At 58.4% G+C, this 17,497-nt stretch carries 15 protein-coding genes; 5 read left to right on the forward strand and 10 right to left on the reverse strand.

The genetic code is table 11. The features are described 5' to 3' along the window. Nucleotides 1–31 precede the first annotated feature (31 nt). The 4 genes from ACP90_RS00375 to ACP90_RS00390 form a co-directional block, all read right to left on the reverse strand. Nucleotides 32–1,558: a YifB family Mg chelatase-like AAA ATPase gene (locus tag ACP90_RS00375; protein ID WP_062485844.1), complete on the reverse strand. Its 1,527-nt coding sequence runs from the start codon at nt 1,556–1,558 to the stop codon at nt 32–34. 88 nt (nt 1,559–1,646) lie between these two features. Then, entirely contained in the window at nt 1,647–1,907 is a 261-nt protein-coding gene (locus ACP90_RS00380; RefSeq protein WP_023002373.1) for a hypothetical protein, read from the reverse strand. Nucleotides 1,908–1,989: 82 nt separating this feature from the next. Next, the gene (locus ACP90_RS00385) at nt 1,990–3,138 is read right to left on the reverse strand and encodes an MFS transporter (RefSeq protein ID WP_158514148.1); all 1,149 of its coding nucleotides are present in this window, start codon (nt 3,136–3,138) and stop codon (nt 1,990–1,992) included. Nucleotides 3,139–3,145: 7 nt separating this feature from the next. Further along, nucleotides 3,146–4,186 carry an L-histidine N(alpha)-methyltransferase gene (locus ACP90_RS00390; RefSeq protein ID WP_062485850.1) on the reverse strand — a complete coding sequence of 347 codons (1,041 nt, stop codon included), beginning with the start codon at nt 4,184–4,186 and terminating at the stop codon, nt 3,146–3,148. A gap of 162 nt (nt 4,187–4,348) precedes the next feature. Between ACP90_RS00390 and ACP90_RS00395 the strand changes: the two genes are divergently transcribed. Then, nucleotides 4,349–5,257, forward strand: coding sequence for a LysR family transcriptional regulator (locus ACP90_RS00395; protein ID WP_023002376.1), 909 nt, complete (start codon nt 4,349–4,351; stop codon nt 5,255–5,257). A gap of 12 nt (nt 5,258–5,269) precedes the next feature. Here ACP90_RS00395 and ACP90_RS00400 read toward each other — a convergent pair whose 3' ends face one another. After that, entirely contained in the window at nt 5,270–6,109 is an 840-nt protein-coding gene (locus tag ACP90_RS00400; RefSeq protein ID WP_062485854.1) for a LysR family transcriptional regulator, read from the reverse strand. 75 nt (nt 6,110–6,184) lie between these two features. Here ACP90_RS00400 and ACP90_RS00405 point away from each other — a divergent pair, with 75 nt between their 5' ends. Then, complete coding sequence (locus ACP90_RS00405) at nt 6,185–7,156, forward strand: nitronate monooxygenase (protein ID WP_062485857.1); 972 nt, start codon at nt 6,185–6,187, stop codon at nt 7,154–7,156. 339 nt (nt 7,157–7,495) lie between these two features. Then, nucleotides 7,496–8,635, forward strand: a complete 1,140-nt coding sequence (locus ACP90_RS00410; RefSeq protein WP_062485860.1) for a PepSY-associated TM helix domain-containing protein — start codon at nt 7,496–7,498, stop codon at nt 8,633–8,635. 289 nt (nt 8,636–8,924) lie between these two features. Here the strand turns inward: ACP90_RS00410 and ACP90_RS28135 are convergent, their stop codons facing one another. From ACP90_RS28135 to ACP90_RS00430, 5 genes are all read right to left on the reverse strand, one after another. After that, on the reverse strand, nt 8,925–10,193 hold the full coding sequence (locus ACP90_RS28135; RefSeq protein WP_145915697.1) for a hypothetical protein: 1,269 nt from the start codon (nt 10,191–10,193) through the stop codon (nt 8,925–8,927). A gap of 5 nt (nt 10,194–10,198) precedes the next feature. Then, nucleotides 10,199–10,480 carry a hypothetical protein gene (locus ACP90_RS28140; protein ID WP_145915698.1) on the reverse strand — a complete coding sequence of 94 codons (282 nt, stop codon included), beginning with the start codon at nt 10,478–10,480 and terminating at the stop codon, nt 10,199–10,201. A 106-nt stretch (nt 10,481–10,586) separates the two neighbouring features. Beyond that, complete coding sequence (polA, locus tag ACP90_RS00420) at nt 10,587–13,577, reverse strand: DNA polymerase I (RefSeq protein WP_062485866.1); 2,991 nt, start codon at nt 13,575–13,577, stop codon at nt 10,587–10,589. Between the two features lie 55 nt (nt 13,578–13,632). Beyond that, entirely contained in the window at nt 13,633–14,664 is a 1,032-nt protein-coding gene (locus ACP90_RS00425) for an acyltransferase family protein (protein WP_062485869.1), read from the reverse strand. Nucleotides 14,665–14,782: 118 nt separating this feature from the next. Next, entirely contained in the window at nt 14,783–15,295 is a 513-nt protein-coding gene (locus ACP90_RS00430; RefSeq protein WP_075283209.1) for an FxsA family protein, read from the reverse strand. A 238-nt stretch (nt 15,296–15,533) separates the two neighbouring features. On the opposite strand from ACP90_RS00430, the gene ACP90_RS00435 reads away from it, so the two are divergent. Together ACP90_RS00435 and ACP90_RS00440 are read left to right on the forward strand one after the other, a co-directional pair. Then, on the forward strand, nt 15,534–16,262 hold the full coding sequence (locus ACP90_RS00435) for a Tim44/TimA family putative adaptor protein (protein ID WP_023002384.1): 729 nt from the start codon (nt 15,534–15,536) through the stop codon (nt 16,260–16,262). Nucleotides 16,263–16,375: 113 nt separating this feature from the next. Then, on the forward strand, nt 16,376–17,494 hold the full coding sequence (locus ACP90_RS00440) for an MltA domain-containing protein (protein WP_062491216.1): 1,119 nt from the start codon (nt 16,376–16,378) through the stop codon (nt 17,492–17,494). Nucleotides 17,495–17,497 lie beyond the last annotated feature (3 nt).

A 17,497-nucleotide genomic window follows, 5' to 3' on the forward strand; every position in this document is an offset into this window, starting at 1 on the left:
ACAATCCCTCGCGGTGTCACGGTCAACGCTGTCACGCCGCCTTGCGGGACATGTCTTCGCCGCGGTAACTCAAGGCCTCCGCCAGGTGAATGCGGCCAACCTGATCCGCACCGTCCAGATCGGCCAGCGTGCGGGCGAGTTTGAGGACGCGGTGATATCCGCGTGCGCTCAGGGCAAGACGCTCGGCAACATCGCGCAGGAAAGCGAGCCCCTTGTCATCTGGCCGTGTCATGGTTTCGACAATCGATGCAGGTGCCTGGGCATTTGTGCGGCAGGCAAGGCCAAGTTCCAGGAAGCGTTCTGCCTGGATGCTGCGCGCTTCAGCGACCCGAGCGGCCACGACGGCTGACGGTTCGCTGGCCGCAGGACCGATCAGGTCGGCCGCCGTAACGGCCGGAACATCGATCCTGACGTCGATCCGGTCAAGCAGCGGTCCAGACACCCGGGCCTGATAGTCGGTGACGCAGCGCTCGCCCCGGCGGCACTGGTGGCCCGGCTCGCCCGCATGGCCGCAGCGGCAGGGGTTCATGGCCGCCACAAGCTGGATGCGGGCCGGATAGGTGACCCGGTGGTTCGCGCGGGCGATCACCGCTTCGCCCGATTCCAGCGGCTGGCGCAGACTGTCGAGAACCTGCGGATTGAACTCGGGAAGCTCGTCGAGGAATAACACTCCGTTATGGGCGAGCGAGACCTCACCGGGCCGGGCGCGCATCCCGCCACCGACCAGGGCGGCCATGGAGGCGGAGTGATGCGGCGCGCGGAAGGGACGTCGATCGGTCAATTTGCCTTCGGCCAGCTCGCCCGCGAGCGAGGCGATCATGGACACTTCCAGAAGCTCGCGCGGGGTCAGGGCCGGCAGGATGGACGGCAGGCGCTGCGCCAGCATGGATTTGCCGGAGCCGGGAGGACCGGTCATCAGCAGGTTGTGCCCGCCGGCAGCGGCTATCTCCAGCGCCCGTCTGGCGCTTTCCTGTCCCTTGACCTCCGCAAGGTCCGGAAGCACACCGGCATTGCCGCGCAGCCGGGCCACCGGCCGGGAGAGCACCTGTGTTCCCTTGAAGTGATTGGCGAGCTGGATCAGCGAGCGGGGCGCGAGAATGTCCATGTCTGCGTCGGCCCAGGCGGCCTCGCCGCCGCTGGCTTCCGGGCAGATGAGGCCCTTGCCGATGCCGTTGGCGCCCATGGCGGCCGGCAGGACACCAGCAACAGGCGCAAGCGTGCCGTCGAGACCAAGCTCGCCCAGAACAACGTATCTTTCCAGAAATTCAGCCGGTATGGCGCCGATGGCGGCCATAACGCCCAGCGCGATCGGCAGATCGTAATGCGAGCCTTCCTTGGGCAGGTCGGCAGGGGCGAGATTGACTGTGACGCGTTTGGCCGGCAGGGCCAGGCCTGAAGCGGCAAGCGCCGCGCGAACTCGTTCCCGACTTTCTGCAACGGCCTTGTCCGGCAGGCCGACGATGGTGAAGGCAACCATGCCCGGCCCGACATGTACCTGCACGTCTACCGGAACTGCCTCGATGCCCCGAAACGCGACTGTCGTGATCCGGCTGACCATATTCACCTCTACTTACAGATGCAGGTCAACGAAGCATATGTCGATAAAAGACGCAAGAACAAATATGGAACAGACAGAGTCAGTCCGGTCAGGATACCAGCACGCGCAGCTTGCTTCCGCTGGCAACAGTGAAGTTGGCACGGGTCAGAACTGCATCGAGATAAGCGGGCACCTTAAAGTCTTCACTCGGCTGCAAACCGTTGGTTTCCAGCCAGTCGGACACAAGTTCAAGGAGCCGGTCCGGGTCTTTTTCATAGAGGGCCCGACACAGCTCCATGTCGAGCTTGGCCCCGGCGGTGTTGGCGGCGGTGAGTATCATCGATCCAATCGCATTCTGTTCATCAATCATAGCGTGCTGCCAACATGCTTGCAATTTCCGGGAAAGGCCAGCACATAGCGGTTATGTGGGCGTTGGCCACCATAACCCGCTGTTATGGTCTGACCCCTTCGGCCTGCCTTCCGGCCGCAAAGCCCGCCAGGCCGCAGCACAGAAGCCCGGCTGCGAAGAAAAGCGCCGAATGGCCGACAACCGGAATGAGAAAGCCGCTCAGCACGGGCCCGACCCCCTGCCCCAGGGAAATCAGGAAGAAGGTAAAGCCGAATCCGATGGACGGTGCCTGCCGGAACAGCCTCATGCTCCACATGCCGAAAAGGGCGGTCATCACGATGAAACCGACGCCGAAACAGGCCGCTGACACGTAGATCCCGAGTCTTGTTTCCACAAGCAGCGGCAGAGTGCCGATTGCGGTCCCGACCAGAACCGCCAGGACACGATAGGCAGCCTGCAAACCCCAGCGATCGACAAGACCACCGGCGAAGCAGCCGGTAACGCCCGAAATGCCCAACACGATCCAGAACAGGATTGCGTCTCGTGGATTGCCCGTCAGCATGGTCAGGAGTTCGACGGCATAGGTCCAGTAGACGGCGGTGACGATGCCGAAAAGAAATGCCGCGACAAACAGTCCGCGCGCTGTCCGATCCATAAGGATCCAGACGGACACCCTGGGACGGGCATGTTCCAGATGCACGCTGCGCCGGGGCAAGGTGGCTGCGTTCCAGATCGTAACACTGAAGGCGATTACCGCGAAAACCAGCCAGGCGAGCCGCCAGTCACCACCTGCGAAGAGTGCCAGCGGCCCGGCAAAGGCAACGCCGAAACCGGTGCCGGAGTTGATCCAGGCATAGACGCTGTTCTGCCGGCTGAGTTCCGTATGACGCACGATGACATCGGAAAAGGGCGGATAGGAAAGGCCCGGGCTTGCTCCTGCAACGAAGACGCCAAGCGCCAGTATGAACGGTGTCTGTGCCAGGGCGATCATGGCCATGCCTGTTGTGGCGGCGAGGCCGCCGAGCAGGATCGGCAAGCGCGGTTCGAACACCGTCGACAGCCAGGAACCGACGAAAGTCGCCGCCAGATAGCCCAGATAGGACAGACCGGCGATCAGGCCGACCGTTTCCGGCGACAGCGCGAATTCCTGACGGATTTCCGGCAGGAACAGGCCAAAACAATAACGTGCCAGTCCGTAGGTGACAGCGACGATGGCCAGGCCCGCGGCAGTAAGACCGCGGGTCTGTGCCAAGGTCATCTCAAACCCGGCGGGAGAGCTGGAAGTGAAGTGTCTGGTCATCCGTGTAGCTCTCGCCGAATATTTCGAAATGGCCACCCTCCTGCCGGTACGAGCGATACTGATCGCGCGTGAGTTTCAGGCAGAAGTTGGAAACATGCAAGTTTCTTCCGCTGATTGAATGCGCGAATTCTTCGGCCAGAATGGCCACTTGCGCACTCTGGCCATCCTCGAACACGACAGGCAGCAAAAAGAAGCGATTCAGCGTCGGCAAACTGCGGTCCACCGCCCGTTCGAACGCGATGCGCGAAAACCGCTGCATGGCCGGGTGGGCGTAAAAACCGGAGATCTTGTCGGTCTGTTCGATGGTGTAGAGCTGGCTTTCGGACAGCAGCAGGTCTCCTGGCCGGGTAATGTCCCGCAGCCAGCCGTTGACCACTGCCGGATCGTCATTGCCTTCCTGAAAACCGAGCATTGTCACGAGGGCGGGTGGCGCACCGTCTTCGATCATGTCTTCCAGGCGGCAGGCCTCGAAAGGCGCGGTGACAAACTCAAGTGGAGTGTCCGGCAGGGTCGCCGCGAGGGCTGCCCGCATCGGCGCAGCCGACATCGGGTTGATGTCGACGGCGATATAACGATCTATGATGACGCCCAGGCCCTGCAGTGTCTTGAGAATGAACCCGGTCTTGACCGGCTCTGGCCCCAGTTCGACATACACCAGCCGCTCGCCTGCAAGCTCGTTTGCAATCCGCCCGCAGCTTTCTTCCAGCGCCGCCCGAAAAGACCTGCCGTCTTCATGAATTCGGCCAAGCGTGTCCGATGCGATGCCGGTCTCGTTCAGCTGGCGCATCAGCTGAAACACCTCGTCCAGAGGACCGGTTGCGGTCTCCGAACTGCCTTCGTTTGTGTATTTCACCCGGTTGTCCTGGGTCAGGATCGTATCGAGACTGAATTCCGTGTGGCAGGCAATTGCCCTGTGAACTCTTTGTTGCAGCGAAAGGGGGCCGGTCGTCTGGTGATCTGGCCCATGCTCCGGCTGGCCATAGGAAAGCGCTAAAGTCATGGCGGATACCTGTTTTGACAAAAGAGACTCTCGGATTACGGGATTTTTTACCGACCCTTAAATTTATAATTGAAGCGCCCCATAATGGAACGTTATGCTTGTGTGGCGCTGGACCGGCGGAAAACCGCATAGGTCGTCTTGCGCTAAAACGGAGGCAGGGACATGACCATAGGCCGTTTTAATATCGAGTTGCTGGAAGCCTTTGTGGCTGTTGCAGAAGCAGGCAACGTCACACATGCGGGATCTCGGTTGAACCGCACACAACCCTGCGTCAGCACTCAGCTGCGGCGTCTGGAGGAACGGGTCGGCAAACCGCTGATCGAGCGCAGCGCGCGCACAATGAACCTCACGCCCGCCGGGCGTATCCTTTATCAACACGCCACGGAAATCCTGCGCTCACACGAGGAAGCCAGGTTGCGCCTGTCTGCGCCGGAACTGACCGGCACGGTGCATGTCGGCCTGCCAGAATGGTATGCGACCGGCCAGCTGCAATCGATTTTCTGCAATTTCGTGCGCATTCACCCCAACGTGAAACTTGAGATGACGGTCGCCGACAGCGCCACACTGCACGAAATGCTGTCCAACAACGAAATCAACCTCGCAATAGCCCTTGTCTCGTCTACCAAGCAGATGCCGGTCGAGATTTTCGAGGAGCCGCTGCACTGGGCGGTTGGCGACAACTGCCCGCTAACCGATCCGCTGCCATTGATCATGTTTCCCGAACCCTGCCCTTTCCGGGAAATCTCCTTCGGTTCGCTCGCCCGCGCCGGACGGCAGTGGTACGAGCGCATCACCACCACCAGCGTTGCCGCCGCCCAGGTAGCCGTTCTGTCGGGTGCAGGCCTTTGCTGCCTGCCGTCGGGAGCCATTCTGGAAGGCTTCAAGATCCTGAAGGAGCAAGATGGCTTTCCGAAGCTTCCGGCAACACAGCTCGCGATCTACACCCAGTCGACAACGCAATCGCCCATCGTCGACTACCTGGAAGAGCATCTCAACGACCTCCTGCAGAACGCCATCGCGCCGCGCTCGGCGCTGGCGGGCAAGATACAGCCGGATTTGCGGGTGGTCTGACGGCCTGAAGACTCAGGCCCGTTCTGCCAGGATTTCCAGCAGCTTCCTGTGCGCCTCGACCGGTTTGCGGTCGACGCGCCAGACAAGATAGGTGACGGTTTCGCCAAAAGGCGGCGGGAGCGGGGTCGTCGTCAACTGGTCGGCATTGCGAAAGCCTAGGACGGCGCTTTCCGGAGCAACCGTGAACCCGAGACCGGCCTCCACACAGCCCAGAATTCCTTCCAGCGTGCCCATTTCCGTTACTTCCCTGTCGCTCTGGCCGATACTGCCGAGCCACGCCTGCGCCGCCGCCCTGTAGCTGCAGCCATGGCGAAAGGCCAACAGCGGGCCCTGCTCCGAAGTGGCCGGACCAATGGCGCAGACAAGCTGTTCACTGAAGGCGCGAACCGCCTGAAACCTGGCCTTGTCGACAGGCCCGGCGACAAAGGCGGCATCGATCTTCTGATCCCACACCTTTGACAGCAGGTCTGCGGTCGGGCCGGTCGTCAGGGAAAGCGGTGCTGTGCTTTTGTCTCTCAGACGTTTGAGAAGAGCGGGCAGGCGAACGGCCGCCGTTGTTTCCATGGAGCCGAGCCTGAGCGGCGCACCTGCCCCGGCAGCTTCCAGAAGATCGCGCTCGGCCGCTGCAAATTGTTGCAGAAGCACGATCGCGCGCGCATGAACCTGTTCACCGAATTCCGTCAGCCGGGCCCCGGCCTTGCTGCGCTGGAAGACCTTCTGGCCGAATTGTTCCTCAAGACGCCGAATTCGGGAGGTGACGTTCGACTGCACGCAGTTCAGCGCCTGGGCAGCCCCCGAAAAGGAGCCTGTCTCGGCGACTGCCATCAGTGTTTTCAAAAGCACGATGTCCATACTATCCAAATTAGAGATATCAAATTCCTTCTTCAATCATTTTTCCTGAAATGACTTTCATGGCAGCGTGTCTGCATGAAACCGCTGCTCGACACGCCCTTTACCCGCCGCTTTGCCGTCTCCCATCCGGTCGTGCTGGCGCCGATGGACAGGATTTCGGATGGTCGTCTGGCCGCTGAAGTCAGCCGCGCCGGTGGCTTCGGTATTATCGGCGCCGGTTACGGCGACCTGGACTGGATCGACGCTGCCTTCGATGCGGCCGGCGACCAGCGGGTCGGTCTTGGTGTCATCACCTGGAGTATTCTGAAAAAACCGGCCCTCGTGGATCGGATCCTCGACCGCAATCCGGCGGCCCTGTTCGTTTCCTTCGGTGACGCGGAACCGATCGTAAAGGCCGCCAGGGAGCGCGGTATTCCCACAATCTGGCAGGTGCAACGACTGGATCAGGCCGAACAGGCTCTGAAGGCCGGAACGGACGTCCTCGTCGCCCAAGGCCAGGAAGGCGGCGGTCACGGCATGGACCGGGGCCTGTCCGCCCTTCTTCCTGCGGTTCGCGATGCCGCCGGCAAGGAGACAATCGTGTTGGCTGCCGGCGGGCTTGCGGACGGGCGCGGACTGGCAGCAGCTCTCATGCTGGGCGCGGACGGTGTCATGATGGGAACCCGTTTCTGGGCAAGCGTCGAAGCGAACGGATCGGAGAAGGCCAAGGTTGCCCTGACCAAGGCGCACGGGGACGACACGGCCCGGTCGATTGTGTTCGACGTTGCTCGCGGACTTGACTGGCCGTCGCAGTTTACAGGGCGGGTTGTCCAAAATGCGTTTTCCCGCCCCTGGCTGGAAGATCCGGCAGGCTTGTCCGGCGCGGCTCACAAGATCCAGAAAACCTATGAGGCTGCCGACCCGGACGACTATTCCGTTCGCGCCCTGATTGCCGGAGAATCCCTCGATCTTGTGAAAACCGTTCAACCGGCGGCAAGGATCGTGGAGACCACTGTTCGAGAGGCGGCAGCGCTTCTTGCTCGCGCGCCGGATTTCGTCATCGGGTGAAGCACCGCTTCCTCAGGACCTCCCTGTCACCCACTCCCGTCACTATCGCAGCCTTTTCCGTCCAGCCGGTGGTGCGGCAAATTGTATGCGGCTTGGGACACTCCTGAGGGTTTTGGCACCGGGACCTGATGTGGACTCCCAGAAACCCTGGGCTTTTGAGCTGCTGACGGAAATCACTTGGCGCCCGGTTCTTCGCGGTGGCGACAACTGGTTACAAATTCTCGGCCAAACACCCTGCTGTTGCCTTTGACGCAGCGAGATCTTCGGCTTAGGCCTGTTGAAGCCGGTGGAGGAGGACCCGGCAACCGTCAAATCCGGTCTGAAACGGGCAGCAGCACCATGTCTTTCAAACGCATCATTTTCTGGGCGCATCTCGTCGTCGGGGTCGCCTTCGGTCTCGTTATCCTCCTGATGTCAGCCACCGGCGTGGTCCTGACCTACGAACGCCAGATCATCTCCTACATGGAAAGCCGCGCAGTCATAAAACCGGCCGATGCGCAGCTCCTCTCTGTCGACGAACTGGCAACTGCCGTTCTGGCCAACGGCGGCCAACCCGGCAATTCGCTGGTCCTGCCAAGGCAGGACGGCGCCCCGGCCACACTTTCGGTCAGCCGCCGCGAGAACCATTTGCTCAACCCTTATACCGGAGAGCGGATCGACAATGCCGCGGAGGGCACAAAATCCTTCTTTGGCACGGTGACCGCGCTGCACCGCTGGTTTGCCCTTACAGGTGAAAACCGCAGCCTTGGGCGGGCCATGACCGGTGCTGCCAATCTCGGCTTCCTGTTCATTCTGGTGTCCGGAATTTATCTCTGGTGGCCGAAGAAATGGACCTGGCGGATCGTCAAACTGAACCTTCTCTTCCGCAGAAACCTGCCGACCGCGAAGGCACGCGACTACAACTGGCACCATGTCTTCGGCATCTGGTCGCTCGTACCGCTGTTTGCCGTTGTGGTCTCCGGCGTCGTCATTTCCTATCCCTGGGCCAGCAACATGGTGGCCGCCGTCTTCGGGCCGGTTTCGCCCGCAGCTACCGGTCACGCTGCCGGTGAAGAACGCCAGGGTCAGAACCGCGCTCAGGGTGAAGCCGTCAGCCTGCAGGCCATTGCCGACACGCTGAAACAAGCCGAACCGGACTGGCAAACACTTTCGGTCAAATTGCCCAACGGACAGGCTGCACGTGTGGTGATGACCGTCGATACAGGCAACGGCACCCAGCTTTCCCGCCAGACGACCTATACGGTCTCCAGGGTTTCAGGCGAGTTGCTGGGCGTCAGTGGCGCTGAAGACCAACCGGCAGGCCGGCGCGCCAGGGTCTTCCTGAGATTTCTGCACACCGGCGAGGTCTATGGCTTCATCGGCCAAACGCTCGCGGGGCTTGCCTCGCTGGCGTCGGTGTTTCTCTTCTACACAGGCTTTGCGCTTGCCTATCGCCGGCTGATCCAGCCGCTGTTCCGGCGCCGCGCTCAGCAGGCCTGAGGCCTGCCAATGATACTCTCTTATCGGTTCCAAGGGATGCCGATTCTTTGAGGCTGCTGCATCGATCTAAGCTACAATATTGTCGCCATACATCTAAACTAAACAGCACGTTCGAGAAATTTCGAAGTTGCAATTTGAAGGAATAGTCTGGGTATTTATTGGCGATGTAGTGCAAAGCGTTTGCCCTACCACCGTCAAGGTAATCACCCACTTCGGTCACCGGCAAAGGTGTTCCTATTCAGTGAGATCGTAGGTAATCTAACGGGGACGCTCAACGCCCACCACCGCGTTAGAAGATCGAAGAATAAATCAGTATTAAAGATGTAATATAAATTACAATACTTAAAACAAAAAAAGCAAGAACGGTAGCTTTACCGCCAGCAATACATAGCCTAATGGCATCTTTATAGACCTCACGGAAAATGTCCTTGGTGTGGCAAAAACCAAATAATAAAAACAGAGATACAAAGAGGTAGAAGAACCACTCAGCTGGGCTCTTGACGAATTCTTTTGCTAAAAAAAGTAAAATTTTGTCCGGATTAACATCAATTTTTTTGCCGGTTAGAGATATTAAGGCGAAAGCTGAAATTAAAATCGCACCTGTAGCCAAAGTTGACTTGGCTGCGTCTCTATAAATTATCGAAAATCTCGTCTTTGTATTTTCCAGAGAATATATTGTAGCTTTAATAGATTCTTTTATTTCTTCTTTATTATAAACAACCCGATCACTCATTGCCGAAAAATGAGTAGCAAAAATTTTTTCAAAGGCATTTGCGTAGGCAATAACACCCAATGATTCGCTTAAATCAACAATAGTTTTACTTCTTCTTCTACTAATTATTTTTCTATACAATGTATATAAAGTCTCCAGCTTCCAATCTTCTACATTTTCTTTGTTGTATATTTGTAATATTGAATCTGTATTTTTTGAATGGTGCTGGTGTTTATGTAAGCAATCCTTCAGATAGTAATATACCTGCGTTATTATATCTTCATCAATATCTTCATCTACTGCGTTAACGTAAGATTCTCCTTGGCTGCAAGCAGAGAAGGTTATCTCTACTTCTCCAGAACGTTTTATGTTATAATCCAACGTCGTTGAGCTAAGATTTTTTATTTCCCCCTCTAAAGAAATTAATTGCTCTTTGATAAATTCTACGTTTCCATTCGATGCTGGGAATAGATCCATCTTATTGCGGACTAAGTATTCGGATTTTTCTCGCCAACACGCCTTGTCAAATACAAAGACCTTTCCATAAATTAGATTATTTTCAGGATCATAGAAAGTTGTGGAGCAGAACCAAAGACTTCCATCTTTTCTTAAAATTATTTTATCAAAAAAATTCTTTAAAATAGGAAATTGAGAAACTATTGGTATAGTTGTATCCGATAGATTTCTTTTCTGATAGTTGAGAATAACCCTATTAGCTCCGTCGGTACAAACGGAACGTATGCAAGGTGTAGGATAATCAGCGTTCCCAAACTCTGAAAACGAAAGTCGGCCAGAAACCGTAGGTATCCAGCCGACATAAGCAATTGATGTAGTTTGTTCGCTCATCCAAATTAGATAGAATTTAATGCTTCATCAGAGAGTTTTCCCTGAGGAACCCATTTTTTCTTTCCATCTACTTCTTTTAAAGCTATCCCAGCGGCAACACGAAAGTCTCTACGCCCATCATGGAGTGGCTTGAGATCTCCAGTGATAGCTTGCTTCAAAGAGTTCGAACTCACCTTTGCAGAACGAAGTGCAGACCTCTTACCAAAGGTAACCCTTACAACCGCTAGAAAAAATACGGTGGCTATGACGAACAGGACTACACCACCAAGATACTGAATCATATCCATTACAGGCTCCCGATTCGTTTTACAGTTTCATTTGTAAAGCAACTTAGTGTACAAACCATTGAAATGCAACTTTTGCGACTCGATTCCGCCGAAAGAGTCAAGCCCTTTAATGCGCTTCGTCCCAATTGTCGGCGGCGCGGGCGTCCACCTGAAGCGGCACGGAAAGTTTCAGCGCCGGATCGCAGGCATTTTCCATCACGTCCCTGATCACCGGAATGGTGGATTCCACCTGCGCGTCCGGCACTTCGAAGATCAGTTCGTCATGCACCTGCAGCAGCATCTGCGCATCCAGCTTTGAGCCTTCCAGCCGGTTTTCCATACGCACCATTGCCCGGCGCAGGATATCCGCGGCAGACCCCTGGATCGGGGCGTTGATAGCGGCGCGTTCATAGAAGGCGCGCATGTTCGGGTTCTTGGTGTTCACTTCCGGATAATGCGCCTTGCGGCCGAAGATCGTGGTCACATAGCCGTTCGCATGAACCTGTTTCTTGGTCGCTTCCATGTAGTCCTTGATGCCCGGGAAACGCTCGAAATAGGTCTTGATATAGTCGCCTGCCTCGCCGCGCGAGATGCCGAGCTGATTGGCGAGGCCGAATGCGGAAATGCCGTAGATGATGCCGAAGTTGATCGCCTTCGCCCGGCGGCGGACCATCGGGTCCATGCCTTCGATCGGCGTTCCGAACATTTCGCTTGCCGTCATGGCGTGAATGTCCAGCCCGTCGTCGAACGCCTTCTTCAACTGAGGAATATCGGCCATATGCGCCAGGACGCGCAGCTCGATCTGGCTGTAGTCGGCCGAGATCAGCTTGTGACCCTTTTCGGCGATGAAGGCCTTGCGGATCTTGCGGCCTTCCTCGGTCCGGACCGGAATGTTCTGCAGGTTCGGTTCCGACGAGGACAGACGCCCGGTGGTGGTTGCCGCCAGCGCGTAGGATGTGTGCACACGCCCCGTTTCCGGATTGATGTAACCGGGCAGGGCGTCGGTGTAGGTGGATTTCAGCTTGGAGAGCTGGCGCCAGGAGACGATCCGCGACGGCAGTTCGTGCCCTTCCGCGGCCAGATCTTCCAGAACCTGCGCCGAGGTCGACCAGGCGCCGGTCTTTGTCTTCTTGCCGCCGGGAAGACCCATCTTGCCGAACAGGATATCACCCAGCTGCTTGGGCGAACCGATGTTGAAGCTTTCACCGGCCAGCTCGTAAATCTCGGCTTCCTTGCCCGCCATGCCTTGCGCGAATTCACCCGAAAGACGCGACAGCATCTGTCGGTCGACGGAGATGCCCCGCTTTTCCATGCGCGCAAGCACCGGCACCATCGGCCGTTCCAGCGTCTCGTAGGCGGTCGCCATATGCTCGGAAGCGAGCCTCGGCTTCAGGATCAGCCAGAGACGAAGCGTCACATCGGCGTCTTCCGCCGCATAGGCGGTTGCCTTGTCGATGGCAACTTTGTCGAAGGTGATCATCGACTTGCCGGAGCCGCAGATTTCCTTGAACGGGATCGGCTTGTGATCGAGCCAGCGCTCGGACAGTTCGTCCATTCCATTGCCGCCCTTGCCGGCATCGACCGTGTAGGAGAGCAGCATCGTGTCGTCGTAAGGCGTGATGTCGACACCGTACCGTGTCATCACCAGCCAGTCGTATTTGAGGTTCTGCGCGATCTTGAGAACCGAGCGGTCCTCCAGCATCGGCTTCAGCACTTCCAGCGCGTCTTTCAGCGGGATCTGGCCTTCGACAAGACCGCCGCCGCCAAGAAGGTCACCCTCGCCGTCGACGTGGCCAAGCGGCACATAACAGGCCTTGCCGGGCTCGGTGGACAGCGAAACACCGACAAGCTCTGCCTGCATGGCGTCCAGCGATGTCGTTTCGGTGTCGAAGGCGACGTAGCCCTTTTCAAAGGCTGCGTCGCACCATTCCTTCAAGCGGTCGAGGCTGGTGACGGTTTCATAGGCGCTGCTGTCGACCGGGATCGCCCGGATCGTCTGGGCGCGTGCATCGGCAACCGTCTGCGGCACCAGCAGGCCGGAGTTGTCCGGATCGGCGTCGCCCGGAGTTTTTGCAGCTTCCGAACCCGCGCTGTCACTGCCGGCTGCGCGCTCCATCATCCGGCCCTTGTGGTCCGGAACATCCCATCCCGGAACCTTGAGGTCCGATGCATCGACCGTATCCAGATCGGCACCGGTCACATCCGCAACGCGCCGGGTGAGGGTGGTGAACCCCATCGCCTTCAGGAATCCGAGCGCCTTGGGTCCGTCAACATCGGTAACCGACAATTCGCCCACCGGCACCTTGACCGGCACATCCTGCTTGAGAGTGACGAGCTGCCTGGAAATTCGCGCCTGATCGGCAAATTCGATCAGGTTTTCCCGGCGCTTGTTCTGTTTGATCGTGTCTGCCTTGGCAAGCAGCGTTTCCAGATCGCCGAATTCGTTGATCAAAAGGGCCGCGGTCTTCAGGCCGATACCCGGCACGCCGGGCACGTTATCGACGCTGTCGCCCGCCAGCGATTGCACCTCGATGACCTTGTTCGGACCGACGCCGAATTTCTCGAACACCTCGGCTTCGCCGAAGGTCTTGTTCTTCATGGTGTCGATCATGCCGACCTTCGGGCCGATCAACTGCATCAGGTCCTTGTCGCCTGAAACGATGGTGACGCGCGCGCCCTGTTCGGCAGCCTCACGGGCATAGGTCGCGATCAGGTCGTCCGCCTCGAAGCCTTCCTGCTCGATGCAGTGAACCGAAAAGGCGCGTGTCGCTTCGCGGATAAGGCCGAACTGCGGCACCAGATCTTCCGGCGGGTCCGGCCGGTGGGCCTTGTATTCCGGATAAATCTCGTTCCGGAACGTCTGCGCGGAATGGTCGAAAATCACCGCGAAATGGGTGGGCTCGTCGCCTTCCTCCGGTGTCAGACCTTCCTGCAGCAGCTTCCACAGCATGTTGCAGAAGCCAGAAACCGCCCCGACAGGAAGCCCGTCCGGCTTGCGCGTCAGCGGCGGCAGCGCGTGATAGGCGCGAAAAATGAACGTGGACCCGTCGACCAGGATGAGATGGTCATCGGCGGTGAGGGCGGAGGAGGTGCTTTGCGTCGACATGGCGCGGATCATGCCCGCAGCCTGTTCTGGAGAAAAGTCCTAAAGTTAAAAATTCCAAGCTTGCCGATCACTCAGCTGCCTGTGCCTGACGTTTCCCGCCAAAGGTTCCGCTGAGATAGGCCCAGGCGGGCCTGCGGAACAGGAACCAGCCGATGTTCGTGCGGCGGATCAGCCAGAACAGGATCATCGGACTGACCGACGCCACCAGCGTCACGATCAACGACGTTGTGCCGATATCAAAGATGCCCAGCTTCAGCAGAATCACCCGCGTCACGCCCATGGGGAAGAAGAAGGCGAGATAGATGACGATCGAGTTTTCGCCGAAATGCTGAAGGAAACCGAACCGGCCCCATTTCACGATCAACGCGCTGGTGAGGATGATCGCACCCGCACCGGCCGCGCCAAGAACAAGGGCAATGACCGGCAGATGTGCCCAGCCGGCATAAACCAGCGTGCCGTTCACCAGGCCCCAGACCAGCAGACACGCGAGACTGATCCCGATCCGCTCGCGCGCCCAGTCGGCCAGAGCGAAGATCTGCGGAGCAAAAACGAAGCCGGCATAGAAGAAAACGAAACGGGCCGCGAATTCATCGACCAGCAGCCAGCCGGTGTGGATCGGCGCGATCTGCAGAAGTGCGCCGATGGCCAGAACCAGTTGCCACGGCACACGCTTGTCGTGGGCGACCTTCGACACGACGAAGAAGACCGGCAGCATGTAGATGAACCACAAGGTACCGAAGGGCTCGATGAAACTCAGGAAATAGAGTTCCACCGTTGCGCGAACGCTGGTTTCCTCGATGAAGACGGGCGCTTTCACCAGAAACTGGATCGTCATCCACAGCACATAAAAGTAGGCAAAGTGGACGACCTTGCGATCAAGATAGAGTTTCCAGTCGCGGGTAATGACGTTCGACAGGAACAGGCCGGAGATCAGGAAAAAATCCGGCATGCGGAAGGGGGCTGCAAAGGCGACGACCACATGCATCCAGCCTGTCTGGCCAGCGGCGGCTTCCACGCCGAGCACCGAATGCATCATCACGACGAAGATGATGCAGATGCCCTTGGCGGTATCCACCCAATCTACACGCCTGGCGCTCATTCTCCCGCTGCCTGCTCCGCTTCAGTCCGGTTTCGGGTCCAATTCAGCGCAGACATAACCTTGACTGGTAAATTTTACGCATACACCAGCAGTCACGTTTTAGTGAGCGTTTGGGAAATCAGGGCTTCGCGTTGTCCGAGCCATCCTGCCAGGGGCTAAGCTTCGGCTGGCCGGAGCCACCACCCGTGCCGCTGTTTTTTTCGCTCCAGTCGCCTTCGTCCAGATCCACGACGCCGTCATCCGGCCGGCGCATACCACCGCCGCCATCGACGATAACGACGTTCGATCGGGCAATGATGAACCGCGCCAGCGCTTCGCGCACCGGCGGTATGAACAGGAGCAGGCCGATGGCATCCGTGACGAAACCCGGGATCAGCAGCAGAATGCTGGCAAGAACGATCATTGCACCCTGCATCACCTCGTTTCCGGGTGTGCGGCCGGCATCCAGCTCCGTTTGCATGCGCATCAGCAGCGACAGGCCTTGCTGGCGCAGCATCACTGTCCCGGCCAACGCGGTGATCACCGTCAGCAGGATTGTCGGGAACACACCGATCAAGCCTCCCACCCAGATGAACATCGCAATCTCGATCAGGGGCAGAAGAAGAATTGCGGCAATGATATAAAGTCCCACGGGAGCTCCATCGTCTGATAAGCTATTCGGACCTAAGGTAGACATTCACTCGCAAAAATGCGAGCAGGCAGTCACGAAATGGCTATGAATGCAAAGATTCAGTCTTGCTCTTGGGTCTGGATGCTGGTTCAAGGACCCCCTAAATAGGAAGCAGACAGGCCTTGCGTACGAGGCTGCGCTCACCTGGCAGTTAGAGCAGGCGGCTCTAGGGCCTCAAAAAGGGTAACCGGAAGTTACGATGAACGAGATTTTTGACCCGTTGAACCTCCTCCTGATGGGACTTGCGGTTTTCATTCTGTTCAGACTGCGATCGGTGCTGGGCAAACGCACCGGCAATGAGCGCCCGCCATTCGACCCCTATTCCAAGCCCGATCAGCCGCGCGAACGCAAAAACGGCAACGATCAGGACAATGTCATCCCGATGCCGAACCAGACCACGCTGGAGGCCGAGCCGGTCGAGGAGAGCGGTCGTGGTGGCGACGTCGTGATTGACAAGGTTGCCCCGGCCGGCTCCGCATTGAACAGCGCCCTGAAACAGATCCTGTCCGTCGACCGCAGCTTCGAGCCGGAACCCTTCCTGGAAGGCGCACGCGCGGCCTACGAGATGATCGTGATGGCGTTTGCGGACGGCGACAAGAAAGCGCTGAAGAACCTTCTGTCCCGCGAAGTCTATGAAGGCTTCGTCACCGCAATCGACGATCGCGAAAAGCGTGGCGAGACCATCGAATCGACCTTTGTCGGCATCGACAAGGCCGAAATCGTCGAAGCTGCGCTGAAGAATTCGACCGCCCAGGTAACCGTGAAGATCCACAGCCAGCTGATTTCCGCCACGCGCGACAAGGCCGGTGAAGTGGTCGACGGCGATCCGGCCAAGGTGAGCGAAGTGATCGACATCTGGACCTTCGCCCGGGACACCACGTCCCGCGATCCGAACTGGAAGCTGGTCGCGACCGAATCCGCAGAGTAATCACGATGCAGGGCAAGCGGAACACGCGGCCCCCGCCGAGCTTCCGGCTTGTCCCACTGCTAAAGGGCGCGGTTCTGGCCGCGCCGCTTTTCTTTTCAGGAGCTGCCTCAGCCATGGTACCAGGCCAACGGATCCCGGACCGGTTCGAGGCAATCTCCTTCTCCAGTCTGCCGGGCTGGCTGAACGACGATCATGCCGCTGCCCTTGCCGGTTTTCTGCGCCTGTGCCGCAAACCGGGAATCCTGACCCAGGACACCGTTTTTCCCTCCGTCGCCACAGCAGATCTGAAAAAGCTCTGTAACGACGCCGAAAAGGCGGCAAAGTCCGGTGATGAAGCACCGCGAGACTTTTTCGAAAGCCGGTTCACGCCGCACCGAATTGCCCAGAGCGGATTTGTGACGGGCTATTTCGAGCCGGAACTGGCCGCCTCGCGGGTCAGAACCGACATATTCCGGTATCCCTTGCTCAAAAAGCCGGAAGGCTTGGAGGCGATCACGCCGGAAAACCGGCCACAGGACTGGCCCGAAACGCTCAGCCATGGACGGCGGGTTGATGGACGCGTCACCGAAATGCCGGATCGGAGCGCCATCATGGATGGCAAGCTCGATCCGGAAAATCTCGAACTCGTCTGGCTTGCCGATCCGATCGACGCCTATTTCGTGCATGTTCAGGGTTCGGCAAGGCTGCGTCTTGCGGACGGAAGCGCGATGCGGGTCGGTTATGCGGGCAAGACAGGCCACCCCTATACCGGCATTGCCCGGTTGCTGGTAACGCGCGGAGAAGGCACGCCGGAGGACTTCACGGCTGCCGGACTTCGTGCCTGGTTGGAAGCGCATCCGGAGGAGCGAGATCAGCTGTTCCGACAAAACCGGTCTTTCATCTTCTTTCGGGAAGTCGACGAAATCGGCGTGAACGACGGGCCCGTCGGGGCCGCGGGCCTTCCCCTTGTGGCAGGCCGCAGCCTTGCGGTCGATCCGAGTTTCATTCCCTATGGATCCCTGGTTTTCGTTGCCTCCGCGCTGAAGGATCACGACAGCGACGACGACCCTTTCCGACGGCTGATGGTGGCAGATGACACCGGATCGGCAATCAAGGGCCCGGCGCGGGGCGATATCTTCGTCGGATCCGGGCAGACGGCAGGCGCTATTGCCGGAGAAATCCGCCACAAGGCCGACTTCACGATCCTGGTGCCGAACATCCGTCTTGGTCCCGCTGGTGTGGCGGCGGACTGAGAC

The organism is Labrenzia sp. CP4 (assembly GCF_001579905.1).
GTDB classification, from domain to species: Bacteria; Pseudomonadota; Alphaproteobacteria; order Rhizobiales; family Stappiaceae; genus Roseibium; species Roseibium algicola.

Excerpts from the sequence above, each read along its gene's own strand:
- ACP90_RS28135 (WP_145915697.1), bottom strand. The coding sequence starts at position 10,193 with ATGAGCGAACAAACTACATCAATTGCTTATGTCGGCTGGATACCTACG.
- ACP90_RS00400 (WP_062485854.1), bottom strand. The coding sequence starts at position 6,109 with ATGGACATCGTGCTTTTGAAAACACTGATGGCAGTCGCCGAGACAGGC.
- ACP90_RS00440 (WP_062491216.1), top strand. The coding sequence starts at position 16,376 with ATGGTACCAGGCCAACGGATCCCGGACCGGTTCGAGGCAATCTCCTTC.
- ACP90_RS00435 (WP_023002384.1), top strand. The coding sequence starts at position 15,534 with ATGAACGAGATTTTTGACCCGTTGAACCTCCTCCTGATGGGACTTGCG.
- ACP90_RS00405 (WP_062485857.1), top strand. The coding sequence starts at position 6,185 with ATGAAACCGCTGCTCGACACGCCCTTTACCCGCCGCTTTGCCGTCTCC.
- ACP90_RS00375 (WP_062485844.1), bottom strand. The coding sequence starts at position 1,558 with ATGGTCAGCCGGATCACGACAGTCGCGTTTCGGGGCATCGAGGCAGTT.
- ACP90_RS00425 (WP_062485869.1), bottom strand. The coding sequence starts at position 14,664 with ATGAGCGCCAGGCGTGTAGATTGGGTGGATACCGCCAAGGGCATCTGC.
- ACP90_RS00380 (WP_023002373.1), bottom strand. The coding sequence starts at position 1,907 with ATGATTGATGAACAGAATGCGATTGGATCGATGATACTCACCGCCGCC.
- ACP90_RS00395 (WP_023002376.1), top strand. The coding sequence starts at position 4,349 with ATGACCATAGGCCGTTTTAATATCGAGTTGCTGGAAGCCTTTGTGGCT.
- ACP90_RS28140 (WP_145915698.1), bottom strand. The coding sequence starts at position 10,480 with ATGGATATGATTCAGTATCTTGGTGGTGTAGTCCTGTTCGTCATAGCC.
- ACP90_RS00390 (WP_062485850.1), bottom strand. The coding sequence starts at position 4,186 with ATGACTTTAGCGCTTTCCTATGGCCAGCCGGAGCATGGGCCAGATCAC.
- polA (WP_062485866.1), bottom strand. The coding sequence starts at position 13,577 with ATGATCCGCGCCATGTCGACGCAAAGCACCTCCTCCGCCCTCACCGCC.
- ACP90_RS00410 (WP_062485860.1), top strand. The coding sequence starts at position 7,496 with ATGTCTTTCAAACGCATCATTTTCTGGGCGCATCTCGTCGTCGGGGTC.